Origin of the sequence: Pseudomonas sp. YQ_6, assembly GCF_043103245.1 — a bacterium.
Classification (GTDB): domain Bacteria; phylum Pseudomonadota; class Gammaproteobacteria; order Pseudomonadales; family Pseudomonadaceae; genus Aquipseudomonas; species Aquipseudomonas alloputida.
In genome coordinates, this window is sequence record NZ_JBICJR010000068.1 from 235,438 (window position 1) to 254,357 (window position 18,920).

Below are 18,920 nucleotides of genomic sequence, written 5' to 3' on the forward strand. Positions count from 1 at the left end.
GTGAAATAGGCATCAGCTTCATGGGGCATTGCTGCCGCGGCGTTGGGCGGCTTCGCGCAATTGCGCACGGAAGCCGCGCGCAGGCTGTGGCGGTTGCTCCGGTGGCGCCACCATGTCAGTGGACACCGGTGCCCACAGCGAAGGGTCCGGCAACAGGCCATCGGCGGTCAGGCTGATGACACCGTGGCGGCCGTCGACCCAGTTCTGGTCCTGCGCGCTTCCGCGCCGGCTCTCGGCCACTGCGCTGGCAACGAACTGGCCATGGACCTGGCCAAGTTGGCTGCCAAGCGACTGGCTTTCGATTTCGGGCGTAGCGAACAGGCGCACATCGCTGCCGTCGGCGCCCCAGGCGGACAGGGCCAAGGTTTCTTCGACCCGCTCCACCACCGGTGCGACGAAAATCGCTGGGGTCACGTCTGGCAGTGGCTGCGAAGACAGCCCGGTGTGGCTGTCGCGGTCCACGTATGGCCCTGGCGGAATGTACGGGGTGGAGATATCCAGGGTGATGGTCAACTGGGCCTGATCGGTGGCACCTGCGAGGTCGCTGAGCGTGTAGGTGAAGTAGTCCTTGAGCACCTGCCCCAGGCCGGCCGCCGCCAGCACGTCGCGGTTGCTCAGGTCGATGGTGTAGGTGTAGCTGCCATCGGCGTTCAGCACCAGGGTGCCGTACTGGCCTTTGATGGGCTGGTCGATGACGCCGACAGTGCCGCTACCGGCCTCTTGGCCGCTGCGGATGCCGGTCACGCTCAGCCCGTCGCCGCCGTCTACATCGCTGTCATTGGGCAGCACGTTGCCGCTGGTGTGCGGTGCCGGCACTTGATCGCTGGCGGTGTTGCTGTCGTCCCGGGCCACCGGGTTGTCGTTGGCGCCCTGGATGGTCACGGTCAGGCGGGCATCCGCAGTGATGCCTGCAGTGTCGCGCATGCGGTAGGTGAACACCTCCCGCAGCGATTCGCCGGCGCTGCGCATGGCCTGCACGGTGGGGTTGGTGTTGTCGACGACATACTGGTAGCTGCCGTCGGCAGTGATCAGCAGCGTGCCATAGAGACCCTGCAGCACCTGCCCGGCAGACGCGGTCTGGCCATTTTCGCCGGTGTATTGCAGTACCATCTTGGTCTCGCCGTACTGCACGCCGTCGACATCGGTGTCGTTATCCAGCACGTTGCCGCGGGGGTCGACGCCAGCCGTGCCGTTGTTCACGCCGCCGGCCTCCACTGCGATAGCGGTGTCGTCGTTGGCCACGGGGTAATCGTTGCGGCCGTCAATGGTGATGGTCAGCAGGCCGTTGGCAGTGCCGCCCCAGAAGTCGGCCAGCAGGTAGGTGAAGTTGTCTACCAGGGTCTGGCCGCTGACGCGCAGTTGCTGAACGGCCTGCAGGCTGTTGTCCAGCACGTAGCGCCAGGTGCCGTCGCCATTGAGCGTGAGGTCGCCGTACTGGCCGCGCAGGGTTTGCCCGACCTGGCTGGCATTGCCCGGCAGCGGGCCGTCGCCACTCCAGAACGCCAGCACTTCGAGGGTTTCCGGGAACAGGATGTTGATGGTGTCCGGATCGCTGTCATTGTCCATCACGTTGCCGCTGGGGTTGTTGCCCGGGAGGGTGTTGTCGACGCCGCCGGCCTCGACGGCCAGGCCCTGGTCGGGGCCGGCAATCGGCGGCTGGTTTTCGCCGCGGATGAAGACGGCCAAGGTCGCGGTGTCACTCAGCCCGCCGCCGTCGGTGACTTGGTAGGTATAGCGCTGGATGACGAAGCCCAGCGGGCCGAGGGCAATGATGTCGGGGTCGCTGGAGTTGACCACGAAGCGGTAGCTGCCGTCGGCGTTGAGGGTGAGGGTGCCGTAGTTTGTGGTGACGGTGGCGCTGCCGGTCAACGGGTTGAGGGTCGGGTTGCTGCTTTCTTCGCCCAGGCCCACGGCGGTGACCACTTTGCTGTCGTTGGCATCGACATCGGTGTCGTTGTTCAGCACATTGCCGGTGGGGTTGCGCCCGCCGCTGCCATCGTCGTCCACCGCCACGGCGTAGGCGAAGTCGTCATGGGCCACCGGGGTGTCGTAGCGGCCTTCGATGGTGATGTTGATCTGCGCCTGGGCGGCGGCGCCGTCGGTGTCGTGCATGCGGTAAGTGAACGTTTCGCGCAGTTGCTCGCCGGCCTTGAGCGCCTGCACGGTGGCCAGGCTGTCGTTGACGGTGTAGACGTAGTTGCCGCTGGCATCGATGCTCAGGGTGCCGTAGGTGCCGGCTACCAGGGTCGAGCCCGCAGACACCTCAATGAACGTGCCGCCCGCGGCCAGGGTGCCCAGGTAGATGCCATCGACTGTCTTGCTGTCGCCAGCATCGACGTCGCTGTCGTTGTTCAAGGCATTGCCGCTGCCCGGCTGGCCAGGCGTTGTGTTATTGGTGCCGCCCGCTTCGATGGCAATGGCATTGTCATCGGCTGCGACGGGGGTGTCGTTGCGGCCATGGATGACCACGGTGAAGTTGGCGGTGACGACTTTGCCGTTGCCATCGCTGACGCTGTACTGGAACACCTCGGTCAGTTGGTCGGCATCGGTGCGCAGGGCCTGGACTGCAGCGTTGCTGTTGTCCACCACGTAGCGGTAGTTGCCCTGGGCATCCAGCACCAGGCTGCCGTAGTTGCCGGCCAGTGCTTGGCCCGGTGTGCCATTGATGCCATTTGGGCTGACCACGGTGCTGACGGTCGGGGTATCGCCGTCCGGGTCGGTATACGCACTCTGGATATTGCCGCTCGGATCCAGGCCAGGGCTTGTGTTGTTGAGCCCGCCCGCCTCGATGGCGTCGACCGTTACAGGGTTGACCACGGGTGGGTCGTTGACGCCGGTGACGGTGATCACCAGTTGCGCCTGATCGGTCAGGCCACCGCTGTCGTGAATCTGATAAGTGAAGATCACGTCCAGGCTCTGCCCAGCCGTCAAAGCGAGGAGGGTTGGGTCGGCGCTGTTGACCTCGAAGGTGTAGCTGCCGTCCTCACTGAGGATCAACTGCCCGAAGTTGCCACTGATCAGGCTGTTGTCGGCCAGGCGGCCAACCGTACCGGTGATAGTGGCCGGCGCGCCGTTGGCCACTGGGGTGAGGGTACCGCCACTGACTTCCAGGCCGCTGCGTACGCCATCGACTTTGAGCTGGGTGGCGGTGGGTTGGTCAAGGTTATCGACGTCAGTGTCGGCACCCACGCCGCCATCGCCAGTGATCACGTTACCACTGGCGTTTACTGGCGCCGGGCTGCCATCGGTAGCCCCCGCGCTGGCAGTACCATGGTCGTCCAAGGCCACCGGCGCATCGTTGGCGCCCTGGATAGTGATAACCAGCACGGTGACGGCGGTCAGGCCGTCGGTATCCACCACTTGGTAGGTGAACTGCTCGACCAGCGCTTGGCCTGGGGAAAGCGCCTGCACGGTAGCGTTGCTGTTGTCGATGACGTAGCGGTAGCTGCCGTCGGCGTTGATGGTCAAGCTGCCGAAGCTGGCTGGCACGCTGGTCGCTTGGCCGTTGCCCACCGGTACCAGTTGGCCGCCACCGGCGCCATCGAAGCGGATTGCGTTGACTTGCTTGGTTTCGCCCAGGGCCACGGCGTCGACATCGGTGTCGTTATCCAGCACGTTGCCGGCGGCATCCTGCCCGGGCGTGCCATTGCTGGTGCCACCGGCTTCGATGGCGGTGGCGGCGTCACTGGTCGCAACAGGGGTGTCGTTGCGGCCGTGGATGATGACGGTAAAGGTGGCCGTGACGATTTTGCCGTTGCCATCGCTGACACTGTACTGGAACACCTCGGTGAGTTGGTCGGCATCGGTGCGCAGGGCCTGGACCGCAGCGTTGCTGTTGTCCACCACGTAGTGGTAGTTGCCTTGGGCATCCAGCACCAGGCTGCCGTAGTTGCCGGCCAGGGCTTGGCCCGGTGTGCCATTGATGCCATTCGGGCTGACCACGGTGCTGACGATCAGGATATCGCCGTCCGGGTCGGTATACGCGCCCTGGATATTGCCGCTCGGATCCAGGCCGGGGCTTGTGTTGTTGAGCCCGCCCGCCTCGATGGCGTCAACCGTGACCGAGTTGACCACGGGTGGGTCGTTGACGCCGGTGACAGTGATCACCAGTTGCGCCTGGTCGGTCAGGCCACCGCCGTCGTGGATCTGATAGGTAAAGATCACGTCCAGGCTTTGCCCAGCCGTCAAAGCAAGGAGGGTTGGGTCTGCGCTGTTGACCTCGAAGGTGTAGCTGCCGTCCTCATTGAGGATCAGCTGCCCGAAGTTGCCACTGATCAGGCTGTTGTCGGCCAAACGGCCAACCGTACCGGTGATAGTGGCCGGCGCGCCGTTGGCCACTGGGGTGAGGGTACCGCCAGTAACTTCCAGGCCGCTGCGTACGCCATCGACTTTGAGTTGGGTCGCAGTGGGTTGGTCAAGGTTGTCGACGTCCGTGTCGGCGCCCACGCCGCCATCGCCAGTGATCACGTTACCGCTGGCGTTGACCGGCGCTGGGCTACCGTCGCTGGCGCCCGCGCTGGCCGTACCATGGTCATCCACGGCCACCGGCGCATCGTTGGCACCCTGGATGGTGATCACCAGCACGGTGACAGCGGTCAGGCCGTCGGTATCGACCACCTGATAGGTGAACTGCTCGACCAGCGTTTGGCCTGGGGAAAGCGCCTGCACGGTGGCGTTGCTGTTGTCGATGACGTAGCGGTAGCTGCCGTCGGCGTTGATGGTCAAGCTGCCGAAGCTGGCTGGCAAGCTGGTCGCTTGGCCGCTGGCCACTGGTACCAGTTGTCCGCCCCCGGTGCCATCGAAGCGGATCGCGCTGACCTGCTTGGTTTCGCCCAGGGCCACGGCGTCGACGTCGGTGTCGTTGTCCAGCACGTTGCCGGTGGCATCCTGCCCGGGCGTGCCATTGTTGGTGCCACCGGCTTCGATGGCGGTGGCGGCGTCACTGGTCGCAACAGGGGTGTCGTTGCGGCCGTGGATGATGACGGTAAAGGTGGCCGTGACGATTTTGCCGTTGCCATCGCTGACGCTGTACTGGAACACCTCGGTGAGTTGGTCGGCATCAGTGCGCAGCGCCTGAACCGCAGCGTTGCTGTTGTCCACTACGTAGCGGTAGTTGCCTTGGGCATCCAGCACCAGGCTGCCGTAGGTGCCAGCTAGGGCTTGGCCAGGCGTGCCGTTGACACCGTTGGGGTTGACCACGGCGCTGACGGTCAGGGTATCGCCGTCCGGATCGCTATATGCGCTGCGGATGTTGCCGCTCGGGTCGAGCCCCGGCTGGCCGTTGTTCACCCCACCGGCCTCGATGGCGTCGACTGTGACCGGGTTGACCACGGGCGGGTCGTTGACGCCGGTGACGGTGATCACCAGTTGCGCCTGATCGGTCAGGCCACCGCTGTCATGAATCTGATAAGTGAAGATCACGTCCAGGTTCTGCCCAGCCGTCAAAGCGAGGAGGGTTGGGTCGGCGCTGTTGACTTCGAAGGTGTAGCTGCCGTCCTCATTGAGGATCAACTGCCCGAAGTTGCCACTGATCAGGCTGTTATCCGCCAGGCGGCCAACCGTACCGGTGATAGTGGCCGGCGCGCCGTTGGCGACCGGCGTAAGGGTACCGTCCGTGACTTCCAGGCCGCTGCGTACGCCATCGACTTTGAGCTGGGTGGCGGTGGGTTGGTCAAGGTTATCGACGTCCGTGTCGGCGCCCACGCCGCCATCGCCAGTGATTACGTTACCGCTGGCGTTTACTGGCGCCGGGCTGCCATCGGTAGCCCCCGCGCTGGCAGTACCGTGGTCGTCGACGGCCACCGGCGCATCGTTGGCGCCCTGAATGGTGATCACCAGCACGGTGACGGCGGTCAGGCCATCAGTATCGACCACCTGGTAAGTGAACTGCTCGACCAGCGCTTGGCCTGGGGAGAGCGCCTGCACGGTAGCGTTGCTGTTGTCGATGACGTAGCGGTAGCTGCCGTCGGCGTTGATGGTCAAGCTGCCGAAGCTGGCTGGCACGCTGGTCGCTTGGCCGTTGGCCACCGGTACCAGTTGGCCGCCACCGGCGCCATCGAAGCGGATTGCGTTGACTTGCTTGGTTTCGCCCAGGGCCACGGCATCGACGTCGGTGTCGTTATCCAGCACGTTGCCGGCGGCATCCTGCCCGGGCGTGCCATTGCTGGTGCCACCGGCTTCGATGGCGGTGGCGGCGTCACTGGTCGCAACAGGGGTGTCGTTGCGGCCGTGGATGATGACGGTGAAGGTGGCAGTGACGATTTTGCCGTTGCCATCGCTGACACTGTACTGGAACACCTCGGTCAGTTGGTCGGTATCGGTGCGCAGGGCCTGAACCGCAGCGTTGCTGTTGTCCACCACGTAGCGGTAGTTGCCTTGGGCATCCAACACCAGGCTGCCGTAGTTGCCGGCCAGGGCTTGGCCTGGCGTGCCGTTGACACCGTTGGGGTTGACCACGGCGCTGACGATCAGGGGATCGCCGTCCAGGTCAGTATACGCGCCGCGGATGCTGCCGCTTGGGTCCAGGCCCGGCTGGGCGTTGTTCACTCCACCGGCCTCGATGGCATCGACCGTGACCGGGTTGACCACGGGTGGGTCGTTGACGCCGGTGACAGTGATCACCAGTTGAGTCTGGTCGGTCAGGCCACCGCTGTCGTGGATTTGGTAGGTAAAGATCACGTCTAGGGTTTGCCCGGCCGCTAGCGCTCGGATGGCCGGGTCGGCGCTGTTGACCTCGAAGGTGTAGCTGCCGTCTTCGTTCAGAGTCAGCTGGCCGAAGTCGCCGCTGATCAGGCTGTTGTCAGCCAGTCGGGCGACTGTGCCAGTGAGGATTGCAGGTGCGCCGTTGGCTACCGGCGTAAGGGTACCGCCCGTGACTTCCAGGCCGCTGCGCACGCCATCGACCTTGAGCTGGGTCGCGGTTGGCTGGTCGAAGTTGTCGACGTCCGAGTCGGCGCCCACGCCGCCATCGCCGGTGACCACGTTACCGTTGGCGTTGACCGGCACGGTGCTGCCGTCGCTGGCACCCGCGCTGGCGGTGCCGTGGTCGTCCACGGCCACTGGCGCATCGTTGGCGCCCTGAATGGTGATCACCAGCACGGTCACGGAACTCAGGCCCCCGGCATCGACCATCTGGTAGGTGAACTGCTCGACCAGTGTCTGCCCTGGGGATAGTGCCTGCACCGCGGCGTTGCCGTTGTCGATGACGTAGCGGTAGCTGCCGTCGGCGTTAATGGTCAAGCTGCCGAAGTCGGCCAGAACGCTGCTCGATTGACCGCTGACCACCGGGATGATCCGGCCGCCGCCCAGCCCATCGAAGCGCACCGCGCTGACCTGCTTGGTTTCACCCAAGGCCACGGAGTCAACGTCGGTGTCGTTATCCAGCACATTGCCAGTGGCATCCTGCCCTAGGGTGCCGTTGTTGGTACCTCCGGCCTCGATGGCGGTGCCGATGTCGCCCTGGGCCACCGGTGTGTCGTTGGCGCCATGAATATTGATCTGCAGCACCGAGCTGCTGGTCAAACCGCCGGTGTCGACGATGTCATAGCCGAAGAAATCACTGATGAAGTTGCCGGCGGTGCGCAGCGCCTGCACCTCAGGGTTGTCGTTGTCGACGATGTACTGGAAACCGCCACCGGCAGTAATCGACAAGGTGCCGTACAGCCCTTGCAAGGTCGTGACCCCATTGGCAGCCACTGCGACTCCACCGGGGGTGGTGTTGTTGGCGATGCGGGTGACGGTAAGCACGTCGTTGTTGGTCTGGATATCGACATCAGTGTCGTTGTCCAGCACGTTGCCGGTAGGGTTCACGCCAGGATCGGCGTTGTTGAAGCCACCGGCTTCCACGGCTATGGCCAGGTCGGCGTTGGCGATCGGGGCATCGTTGACCGGGTCGATGATGATGTTCATCACGTCGGTGTCGGTCAGCGCATCGGCCGGGTTCTGCCCGGGCACGCCGTCGCCGTTGACCGGTGCGTCGCCGAAATTGCCCTGGTCATTGGTGACCATGGTCAGGGTTTCCGAGTCGCGGAAGGTGTTGAAGTCCTGGTCGCCTTTGTAATACAGCTGGCTCAGCAACACGTTCAGTTCGGCCAAGGTGCCGGTAAGGACCAGGCTGCGTCCAACGCCGGCAGGAGGTGTAGCTGTGGCCTCCGGCGGGGTGGCGGTTTGCCAGATGACCCCGTGTACCACGGTCAGGGTAATGGTCATGACGCCGTCGGCAGTGCCGGCGTTGACGTCCACGTCACTGATGGCCAGGCCACCGATGTGCAATACCGTGTCTTCCTGGCCGTGCTGGTCGGACACCGTATTGACCGGCGCCTCGTTCACATGCACGTAGCCGGCGTCGGCGGTGCCGGTTGTGCCTTCACCGAGTGCCAGGTTGATGCTGCCCAGGCCTGTAGCCGCGGCGCCCGTGTCGGTGTCGATACGCAACCGGAAGGTGTTGTTGGTGCTGACTTGGTGGTCTTGTGCCACCGCGATCAGGTAGCTGCCGGAGGGCAGCAGGGCGAACTGGTAGAGGCCGCCATTGGCGGTAACGGTGTTGAACGTGCGGTCGTCCGCGGTGCCGAACTGACCGTCGTCACCGGCCCAGGTCAGGGTGACGCCGATGCCGTCCAGGCCGGGGCCGTCCGGGCTGACGTTGTCCGTGGCGCTGCGGGTGTCGTCCCACAGCGTGCCCTGGATTACGCCCATGCCGGCGCCATCGCTGAGGATGTAGTTGTTCAAGCCGGTTGCGCCGTCCTGGCCGGTGCGCTCGCCGTCGGCAGCGCCAGCACCCGCCGGCAGCGAACCGCCCCAGCCGTTGGTTTCAAAGTCGGTGGGCAGGCTGGTCCAGGTGAGCACGGCGGAACTGGCGGCGTCGTCGGCGATGGTCACGTTGGGCAGGGTGACGGTGTAGATCACCTGGATCGCGTCGTTGGGCGCAAGCCGTGCGAAGTCCATGACGATACCGCTGCCATCGCTGAAGCTGATACCGCTGGGCAGGTTACCCAGGTTCAGCGCCACGCCATTGAGCAGGATGCTTTGCACCTGGTAGTTGCTGCCATTGGGGAACTGGTCGGTCAGGTGTGTGTTGTAGGCGGGCGCGCCGCCATCCTGGGTGAAGCTCACCGAGACGGTGGCCGTGGTCGTGCCGGCGCCCGGGGCGACGTCGATGACCGACTTCTCCATGCTGGTGAAGCTGGGCTCCACCACGCGCTCGAACACCGTATCGCTGCGGCCGCGGTCCACGCCATCGCCCGGGCCCACGTGTTCGAACACGGTCATGCCCAGCTGGGTGTTGGCCTGGTTGCCGGTCACGTTGTTGACGCGCACGTTGAACTCGAGGATCACGCCTTCGATATCGCTGTCATTGGCCTCGCCATTGGTCACGTTGCCAAGGTTGAAGGTGATGGTCTGGCTGCCGTCTTGGTTGGTCGTGATCTGCAGCCGGCCATTGTCACCGTCGAAAACACCCGAGGGCACCACGCCGCCCAGATCGGGGTGGATCGGCAAGGCCACATCGCTGTTCTGGTTGCCGGTCATGTACAGCGAATTGCCGTCGCCGAGCACCAGGTCGGTGGCGTCGGTGGTCAAGCCGCCTAGCTGGCTCGACACCATGGCGATCAGGATGTTGTTAAGGTCGGCGGTGATGAACTCCAGGCCGGCGGCCAGCTCGATGCGGATCTGGTAATTGGGGTTGTCGCCGGTCGGTACCAGCACGGCCACGCGGTAACGGACGATTTCGCCGACTACCACGGTCTCCAGCAGGCCGCTGGTGTCGGTGGCGCCGCTGCCGTTGGTGGCCGGGGGCGTGTCGGTGACGCCACCGACGCGGGACACCTGGATGCCGTTGGTGACCGGGATAAGCAAGGCACTCAGTACCCGGTAATCGTTGAGCACGCCCGAATTGAGCAGTCCATCGTCGCCGCTGCGCTCGCCATTGACGGTATCGGTGCTGTTGCTGCTGCCGTCCAGGCTGCTCCAGCGCACCACGACGTTGTTGGCGATCGCTGCCTCGCCTGCGGCCGTGGCATTGACCACGCCGGTCAGGGTGATGACGATGCTCCCGCCGTTAGCGATGTCGATGTTGGCGCCATTGGCTGTCACCAACTGGCCGTTGAGGATGACGAAATCAACGCCGCCGTTGTTGGTGGCGCCGCCGCTGTACTGGATGGTGCCACTGATCACCAGGTTGTCGATTTCAGTCGGCAGCACGTCCAGCAGGCTGATGTCGAACGCGTCGGTGCCCGAATTGTTGGCCACGGTGATGGTGAAGGTGACGGTATCGCCTTGGTCGAAGCCACCGAACGAGGGGGTCGAGGTGATCTGCTGGGTGACGCTGAGGGTCGGCTCGACGATGGTCACGCCGGGCTGTTCGGCACTGTTGATGTTGCGGTCCACGGCGGTGGTGCCGTTGGGGGTGTCGCCATCCGGATCGCTGTACACCAGCTGCGCGCCATTGTTCAGCGTGGTGCCTTGCTGGTTACCGGTCACGTTGCTGGCCACCAGCACCAGGCGGATGACGAAGCTGTTGTTGCCGGTAATGTTGTCGGCCGTGGCCCCGGCGCTGGCGAACACCAGCATCAGGTCGACGCCGTCGCTGCCGTCCAGGGTCACCGGGTTGACGTTGAGCATACCGTTGAAATCGGCCGTGAGGGTAGCACTGCCTGTGGTGCTGGTGATGATTTCATAGCCCAGGTTGCCATTGAACCGTTGGTCCAGCCGCAGGCCCGGGGGGATCAAGTCATTGATGCGCAGGCTGCCCGTCGAACCCTCGGGCAGGGTGACGACGATGTCGTAGGTGATGCTTTCGCCAATCACCAGGTTGCTGCCCGTGGTGTGCCCGGCGCTGGAGTCGTCCTCGGTCAGGCTGCCGTCCATGTAGGTCTTGCTGATGGTCGGCGCGGCGACTTGCTGGTTGGCGACCTCAGTCAGGTCGGTGGGGGTGAAGTCCTGGCCGCCATCGACGCTGGCGTAGTAAGTCAGCGCGGCAGTGCTCTGCAGCGTGCTGGAGGCGAGGATGGCATTGTCCACGCTGACGTCGTAGGTGATCACCACCACGTTGGCCCCGGACAGGTCGCTGGCGGTGCCTGCGCGGCCAGCCAGCAGGGTGGCCTGGCCGTTGGCGTCGAGGAAGGTGATGGCGTTGCCGTCGACGCGGTAGTCGGTGCCCTGCACCAGCACGCTGCCGTCCCCGCGGTAGATCTGCAGGTTGGCCGCGCCCAGGCTGCCGCCGACGAACGACAGGCCTGCGGGCAAGGTAATGCTGGTGCTGACATCGTAGGCACCGCCGCCGCCGGTGTTTTTCAGGGCGGTAGCCAGGCGCAGGTTGTCGGCACCGTCGATGCCGCTGACATTGCCGTCCACTGCCGCCAGGCTGGTCACGCTGCCGCTGAACGGCACGCCGCTGCTGCCGGGGGCGGCCCAGCTGCCGGTGGAGCCGGTGACTGTGCCGTTGCTGCTGGACACCACGCCGTGCTTGATGTCCAGCACCGGCTCAGCGACCGACTGGATCACCGCCACATCCGATGAGGTGAGCACGGTCTTGTCGACCGTGGTGGTCTGGCTCGACTGCGCCAGCACGTCGAGTTCACGCTGGTCGGCAAATGGCTGGTCGCCCACCACCATGGTGAAGCGCACCTGCACGGTACCGCCATTGAGCCCATCGGAGACGAAGTTGCCGAAGTCGAACACGATCGAGTTGCCGGGGCCGGTGGTGACGCTGTCGGGCACGTCGAGAATGGTATTACCGCTGCCAAACGTCCACTGGCCAATCCCGCTGCCGACACTCCAGCTGATGCCGCTGGCATTGAGCAAGGGCAAGGGCAGGTACGCCGTGAGTTTGAAGTTCTCGTAATCGGCCACCAGCAAGTCGTAGCTGATGGTGAAGGTCACCACATCGCCCGGGCGCAGCTCGCCGTTGCTCGGCGGGTTGCCGCCGTTGACCTGAGTGAGTTCGATATCGACCGAGGAGCTTGCGATGGTGCTGGTGGTACTGGACCCGTCTGTCTGGGTCCCGCCCAGGTTGACCGCATCGCGCAGCACGGTGGCATCCACCGTGGCGTTGTTACCAACGCTGTCACCTTCGTTGAGTTGGTCGTGGGGTGGGTGGTCACTGGTGTAGGTGGTGTCGATCAGCGCGTCGTAGACGATGCTCAGGCGTGTGGCACCTTCCTGTAGGGTGTCGTCGTAAAGGTCGCCGAACAGCGCCGCCACGCCAGGGCCGGCAACCGCCTGGCGAATGGACTCGGCAATGTCGAAGACCAGCGTGGTGCTGCCGTCGGCATTCACCGTCTGGGTGTAGACCAAGGCAATGGCCTGGGACCCACCATGCTGCTGGATGATCAGCGTAGGTGGGTTGCTCGGGTCGAACGTTTGGCCGTCGCCGAGCAGGTCGGTCAGGGTGAACTGGCCCTGTTCGAGGATGTTTTCGCCAAAGGCGAAGAAGTCGGAAATGGCCACATCCAAGGTGTAGCGCAAAGTGTCGCCGGGTGTGAGGCCGGGCGTGCCGACGTCATTTTGCAGGTCCACCTGCTTGAGCAGCGTGATCGACTTGGCGACGAAGGTCACGCCTTGGCCATTGCCGGTCTCGGTGAACGGATAACCCTCCGGGTCGGTGGGGCGGTCGCGTGGGTCAAGCGGGGTCCAGCCACCGGTCACGCTGGCGGTGCCGAAGTTGATGGTGGTCGGGTTACCGGTGGTCGGGTCGATCACTGGGCGGCCGTTTGCGTCGATTTCCGGCACATAGAAGCTGACTTGGGTTTCGCTGGCCGCGCTTAGGGTGTCGTAATGGATCTCATAGCTGGCCACGAAGGCGTTGGGGTTGGCCAATGCCGCAGCGATAAGCAGGGGGTTGGTCAGCACCGTGCCGTCATGCAGGGTGACCGATGTCAGGGTGCCGCCAGCCCCCGGCGTGATGGCACTGACATGCACCTGGTCGGGCACGGTCTGGGTGACGGTGACATTGCTTAGCGTTTGCCCGGGGGCCGGGGTTACGGTCACGGTCTGGGTACGGGTGAAGTTCGGCCCAGTTACCGTTTCGCCTTCTGGCATGTTGACCGTTTGCGTGACCTTGAGCAGGGTCGGGGTGACGATGAAGCTGTGCAGCGCGCTTTCTACCCGGCTTGGGTCCTGCGCCGGATTGTTCAGCGAATCGTTACCGTACTCGAAACCAGCGCGGGCATTGATGGTGAGGTTAGGCGCGCCGTCGGAGTAGCTGGTGTCGGCCAGGTTGCTCAACTGTGCGGTAATCTGCACATCGATCGTGGGCTGGCCGTTGGTGACGCTGGCGTAGGGCAGTTGCAGCACCACCATCTGGTCGCCGGGCTTCATGCCGACGCTGGCGGCATTGATCACCAGGGCATTGCCGCTGGCGTCCTTGGCCAACGGGTGGGTGGCATTGCCGTTGGCATCGAAGGTGATCACAAAGCTGTTCACCGCCTGGCCCAAGTAGGTGGCGGAGACGAAGGTGGCACCATCGTCGCCGTCGCGCCCGGTGGCCGGCATGAACACATCGAGGAACGGCGCATAGCCTTCCTGGGTCGACGGGTTGCTGAAACTGACGGTGAAGTTGAATTGCTCGCCCAGTTGCACCTCGGCACCGCCGCTGCTCAGGCTGGCGGTCGGGCTGGCATCGGCCAGCAGGCCCTGGAAGCCGTTCAGGGTGGCCGCTGCCAGGGCAATGGTCTTGTCGACATCGCCACTGCTGACCTCAAGGCGCCAGTCGCCGCCGGCCAGTTGGCTGCCGGTGGCGTTGCTGGAGGCACCGACGTCAGCGCCGGTCCACCGCGCCAGTTCGTTCACCAGCGCCTGGCCTGCACTGCCGGCACCTACATCGCAGCCATACAACTGGATGTCCGCGCCCGCGTTGAGTTCACCGCGCCAGGCGCTCAGGCGGTCGCCCAGCTGCTCGACGGTCTGGCTGGTGAATACCTGGTTGCCCAGGGTGAACTGTCCAGACGAGCCGTGCGAGAACACTTGGATCGAGTCGACCTTGCCCAACTGCGCCAGGGCATTGCTGATGGCTGCGATGGCATCCTGGCCAGGGTCCACCACCAGCGCGGTGGTGCCGGTTGGCAGGTTGGCGGCCAGCTGGTCGCGGTTTTCCACGCGGGCATCGATGACCACAAGGTTGCGTGGCGCGGGCGCCGCTGCGGTGGTTTGCGCCTCGCTGGCAGTAGGGGCCGGATGGCGGGTGTCCTTGGCCTCTGCTGTACCTGGGTCACTGTGATGCTGCTGGTCGACAGCCGCTGCGCCAGCACCGTCGAAGAGGATGCGTTGCTCAAGGGCAACTGTCTGCGACCGAGGGCGCGAAACCATAGCGAAGCCGGCTCTGCTCTTGATGTCCATTTCCAATCCTGCCCAGAAGTTACGATGCCATTTCCGAAACTAAATCAATCCTAGTCCGGTTTTATCGGGGTGCTTGATGAGGCGCCGGAAGGTCTTCAGAAGCCGCTTTCACGCAGCCCGACCCCGAGAATCCACTTACCCAGCTCACCGAGGATGCTGCGTTTTTCCCCTTCGATCTTCAGCTTGCCGCGGGTTTCGCGCACGCTGACCAACGGCTCATCCAACGCGACCAGTACCTGGAACAGCGCGTTGCTGGGCACCAGCGACTGGCCGCTGGTCGGCACCGGGCCGCCGAAATGCGAAGACAACATGCGGTGGGCCAACTGCCCGGCGCGGGTGCTGCCAATGGCCAGCACCTTGCCGCGCAGCGCGGTGGCCTGGCCTTCGGGGTAAAACTTCACGGCATTGCCCACGGCCAGGTGGTGCACCTGGTCCTGGGCGACGTAGGCATCGACCTGCCAGTGGCTGGGGTCGATCAGCATGCCCAGTGGTTCCTGGCGGTTGAGCCACTGGCCAGGGGGCCAGTCCGGGTCCAGGTCCAGCCAGGTGCCAGCGAATGGCGCCTGCAGGTTGAGGCGGGCGATTTCGATGCGTGCCGCGCGGGCTTCTTCGTTCTGCACCTTCAGGCGTTGCTGGGTGGCAGCGTCCTCGGCCAGCCCGGCGGGGTCGGCCAGCAGCCCAGAAAGGCGCGCCTGATAGCTGCGGGCGCTGGCCTGGCTGCTGCGCATGCGCGAATCCAGGTCTGGCTCTTCGAGCACTGCCAACACGTCGCCGGCCTTGACCTGGCCTTGCGAATGCAGGCTTTTCAACCGCGCAGGGTAGGGCGTGTACACGCGCAACTGGTGTTCGGCCCGGGCCACGCCAACGGCGTCGACCTGGCTGTGCCAAGGCACCGCCAGCGCCAGTAAGGCAAGGCCTGCGCCTAGGTAGAACAGCCGTTTGCGCTGCCCCGGGATGCGTGCCCGCTGTTGCCACCAGTGGCTCAGCTCTCGTTTCACCGGCAGTGCGATAAACCACGCCAACTCGACCATGAACAGCACGATCCCTAACAGTTTGAAGAAGAACAGGTACACCGCCACGGCAATTCCGAGGAACAGCACCAGGCGGTACAGCCAGGTGGCAAAAGCGAACGCGACCAACAGGCGGCGTTGCCCCACCGGGAACGGCTCGGGCCACGGCTCGTTGAGCCCAAGCAGGTTGCGCCGCAGGGCCACCCGCGCCAGCGCCGAGGCGCGTTCGTGCAGGTTGGGGAAGTCGAGCAGGTCGCTGAGGATGAAGTAGCCGTCGAAGCGCATGAATGGGCTGGCATTGAGGGCCAGCGACAGCACCCAGCTAGTGGTCGCCAGGTACAACAGCGCGTTGCGCAGGGCGCCGTCGTCGCACAGGGCCCAGCCGAGGGTGGCCAAACCCGCCAAGGACAATTCGGTGATGATGCCGGCCGAGGCGATGGCCAGGCGCTGGTGGGCGCGCTTGAGCTTCCAGCTTTCGCCGGTGTCGGTGTAGAGCATCGGCCACAGCACCAGAAACGCCACGCCCATGTGCCCCACGCGCAAGCCCAGGCGCGTGGCGACCAGCGCGTGGCCAAGCTCGTGCAGGGTTTTTGCGACCACCAGAGCTAGGGCAAAACTGAACAGGCCTTCGGTGGAGAACGACTCGACCACCGCATGGGTGAAGGCGTCCCACTGCTGCATCACCAGGATGATCCCGAGCAGGGTCAGGCCGATCACCAGCACCCCGGTAAGCGGATGGAACAGCCAGCCCAGCGCTACCGCTAGGCGCTGCAGACCGGCTTGCGGGCGCAGCAGCGGCACGCGGAAGAACAGGTAGTGGTGCAACCACCAACGCCAGCTCGACCAGGTGCGCGCCTCGCTCGCGGCCTGCAGTTTGGCCAATTGCTCGGGGCCGGGGCGCAGCAGGTGGTGGTGTTCGAGGAACGTGCGCAGCGCCAACACCTGCTCGACATCGGGGTTGAGCGCGCTGTCGCGCGACACTTGCTCGCTGATCTGACGTGGCGTCTGGCCCCAGCGCAGCAGGCACTCGAACTCCAACCAGCCAATCCGGTAGAAGCGGTTGACCACGGTGTCGTGGATCATCCATGCCGGTTCCCCTTCACGGCTGTCGGCGGCCTCGCACAGGCGCAGGTCCTCGCGCAGGGGCGGCAGTGGCAGGTCGGACAGGTCGAGCATTACCAGCCACTCCAGGCGCGCAGCGTGGCCAGCGGCCGGCGCAGCAGGTAATAGCCGAGTATTACCCGGCCACCGTACAGTTTGGCGGTGCCGTGCAGGCCCAGGCGGGCATGCTCGGAGCGTTCGTCGACGCTGGCCAGCAGGCGGTAGGCGACCACGCCGTCATCACTGGGCTTGGCCTGGTAGCTGGTTTCAAGAATTTTGCCCTTGAGCGGGCTGAGCGGATAGGCGGTGAGGAACAGCGTGACCTCGGCGCCGGGCTCCAGGGCGATGGCATCGGCCACGGCCAGCTGGATCTGCATGGCCGGTTGTGCCGGGTCGGACACGTGCATGATGCGCTCACCGGTCGACACCGGCTTGCCGAGCCAGTCGTTGGGGTCACTGAACACGGCAACCCCGGCACGCGGTGCCAGTACCTGGGTACGCCGCAACTGCGCCTGCACTGCGGCCAGTTCGGCGCGGCGTTGCTGGGCACGGCCTTGCAGCAAGGTCAGCTCGTTCTTGCTTTGCGGGTTGTCGAATGCACGCTGGCTGGCGGCTAGCAGCTCGGCGTCGGCCACCGCGACTTCCTTGCCGAGTACCTCGGCGCGGCTGCGCAGGGTGGTTTCGTCGAGGGTGAACAACGGGGTGCCGGCTTCCACCGGCTGGTTGGGGCGCACCAGCACCTGGGCGATCACGCCGTCGATCGGTGAACTGACGATCTGTGCCTGGCGCGACACGATCTGTGCCGGTGCCAACGCCGTTTGCCGCACTGGGAGCAGCAACAGTCCGGCGGCCACCAGCAGGGTGATCAGCACCTGGCGGCGGCTGGGGCGCCAGCGGCCGATTCGCCGGCGCCGGGTCAGCGCATGCCAGCAATAGGCCCAGGTGCGCGTCAAACCATCCAGCTGCTGGTGCACCACCGCCGGCGGTGCTTCTTCCAGCAGCAATACCAGCAGGCCAAGGCGATGGCCGGTCGGGGCATGCAAGGGGATGCACCACAGGCCGGTAGGCCACCACTCGGCCCAGCCCTCGGCGATGTCTTCAGGTGGCGCGGCGTCGGCCTGGGTCAACCAGGCGGGCTGCGGCTCGACCAAACGCTCGGCCAACCAACGGCTGGCGCGTCTGACCCAGACCAGGTAGGGCGAGTCTTCGCTGGGGCGCGCCAGGCCCGACACGCACAGCAACTCCAAGCCGCTGTTGCCTTGCTCGAACACCAGCGCCTGGTGGAAGGGCAGTAGCGTGTACAGGTCGTTGGCCATGCTGAACGCCAGCGCGCCCAGCGTCTCGGCGGCCATGGCTTTATCGCGCAGGGCGTCCAGTTGCAGCAACAGCTGCGGGTGGGGCAGCGGCCTATTCACGGTCATGGTCGAACCGCGCTGTGCCGCTCATACCAGCGATCAATTCGGGGTAGCGCTGGTCGAAGCGCGCTTCAAGTTCCACCGTCTGCGCCACGGCATCAACCCTTGAGTTGATCACACTGACCTTGGCCGGGTAGGTCTTGCCTGTCTCGTGCACACTCACCTGCAGCGGCTGGCCGGGGCTTAGGCTTTTCAGTTGGCTGGAGGGTACATTCAGGCGCACCTTCAATGCGCCATCGCTGACCAAGTCGAACAGTGGCGTACCCGCGCTGACGGTCTGGTATGGCTTGACGTAAACCTTGGCCACATGGCCCGAGAAGGGGGCCAGCACCTGGCAGTAGCTCATCTGCGCTTCGCCCATGGCGCGGGCGCCATCAGCCTTCTGCACTTCGGTATTGGCTGCGGCCACTTCGATATCGCCGACAGCGTCGAGCTTGCGCAGTTGCTTCTTGGCTTCCAGGTTCTGCCGGGCCATGGCCAGCTCGGCCACGGCGACCTTGCCGCGGGCTTGGGCCTCGTTGCAATTGAAGCGGGCCAAAGTCGCGCCCTTGGTCACGTGTTCGCCGAAGCGGGTCTTCAGCTCGCCCAAGGTGCCGCTCATCTGGCTGGACAGAGTGGTTTCCAGTTCGGCTGCCAGCAGGACGCGTATCAATTGCGGGTCTTCTGCGGTCGGCTCTTGCTCGGCGTGGGCGCAAACGCTGGCCAAGGCCAACAAAAACGGCAGGTAACGGTGTCCAACAACAGGCAAAAGCATGCTCGACTCCTTGCTCCAAGACACTTAAAGGCGGAGTAGCCGCTGGGGTCTTCCTCTGTGACCCGGGCTGAACCCTTAGGTTGACGCTTTTGTTGCTTGCATAAAACGGGCTGCTTTAAGCCTCATCTCATTAAAGAACCGAAAACGGCGTTCCGTTATGTTCAATTGGTGACATCGCGCTGGCGTAAGGCAGGAACGGATGAAGGCTGGTTGATGTGCGCAAAGGTAACCGCCGTCGAGAGCGTTTCATGACGCTTTGCAGCCATGAAGGCGCCTTATGGGCAAGCGTCCTACTTTGGGCATCACGAG

General features: G+C 64.7%; 4 protein-coding genes. All 4 read right to left on the reverse strand.

The features are described 5' to 3' along the window. Window positions 1–18 precede the first annotated feature (18 nt). Entirely contained in the window at window positions 19–14,331 is a 14,313-nt protein-coding gene (locus ACF8FG_RS24210; protein ID WP_392519287.1) for a VCBS domain-containing protein, read from the reverse strand. 95 nt (window positions 14,332–14,426) lie between these two features. Further along, window positions 14,427–16,517 carry an HlyD family efflux transporter periplasmic adaptor subunit gene (locus tag ACF8FG_RS24215; RefSeq protein ID WP_392519289.1) on the reverse strand — a complete coding sequence of 697 codons (2,091 nt, stop codon included), beginning with the start codon at window positions 16,515–16,517 and terminating at the stop codon, window positions 14,427–14,429. Next, entirely contained in the window at window positions 16,517–17,863 is a 1,347-nt protein-coding gene (locus ACF8FG_RS24220; RefSeq protein WP_392519290.1) for an efflux RND transporter periplasmic adaptor subunit, read from the reverse strand. Before ACF8FG_RS24220 ends, ACF8FG_RS24215 begins: the two co-directional genes overlap by 1 nt. Continuing rightward, complete coding sequence (locus ACF8FG_RS24225; RefSeq protein WP_392519291.1) at window positions 17,850–18,611, reverse strand: efflux RND transporter periplasmic adaptor subunit; 762 nt, start codon at window positions 18,609–18,611, stop codon at window positions 17,850–17,852. Before ACF8FG_RS24225 ends, ACF8FG_RS24220 begins: the two co-directional genes overlap by 14 nt. Window positions 18,612–18,920: the final 309 nt, after the last annotated feature.

Coding starts and splice junctions, on each gene's coding strand:
- ACF8FG_RS24210 (WP_392519287.1), bottom strand. CDS start 14,331: ATGGACATCAAGAGCAGAGCCGGCTTCGCTATGGTTTCGCGCCCTCGG.
- ACF8FG_RS24215 (WP_392519289.1), bottom strand. CDS start 16,517: ATGCTCGACCTGTCCGACCTGCCACTGCCGCCCCTGCGCGAGGACCTG.
- ACF8FG_RS24220 (WP_392519290.1), bottom strand. CDS start 17,863: ATGACCGTGAATAGGCCGCTGCCCCACCCGCAGCTGTTGCTGCAACTG.
- ACF8FG_RS24225 (WP_392519291.1), bottom strand. CDS start 18,611: ATGCTTTTGCCTGTTGTTGGACACCGTTACCTGCCGTTTTTGTTGGCC.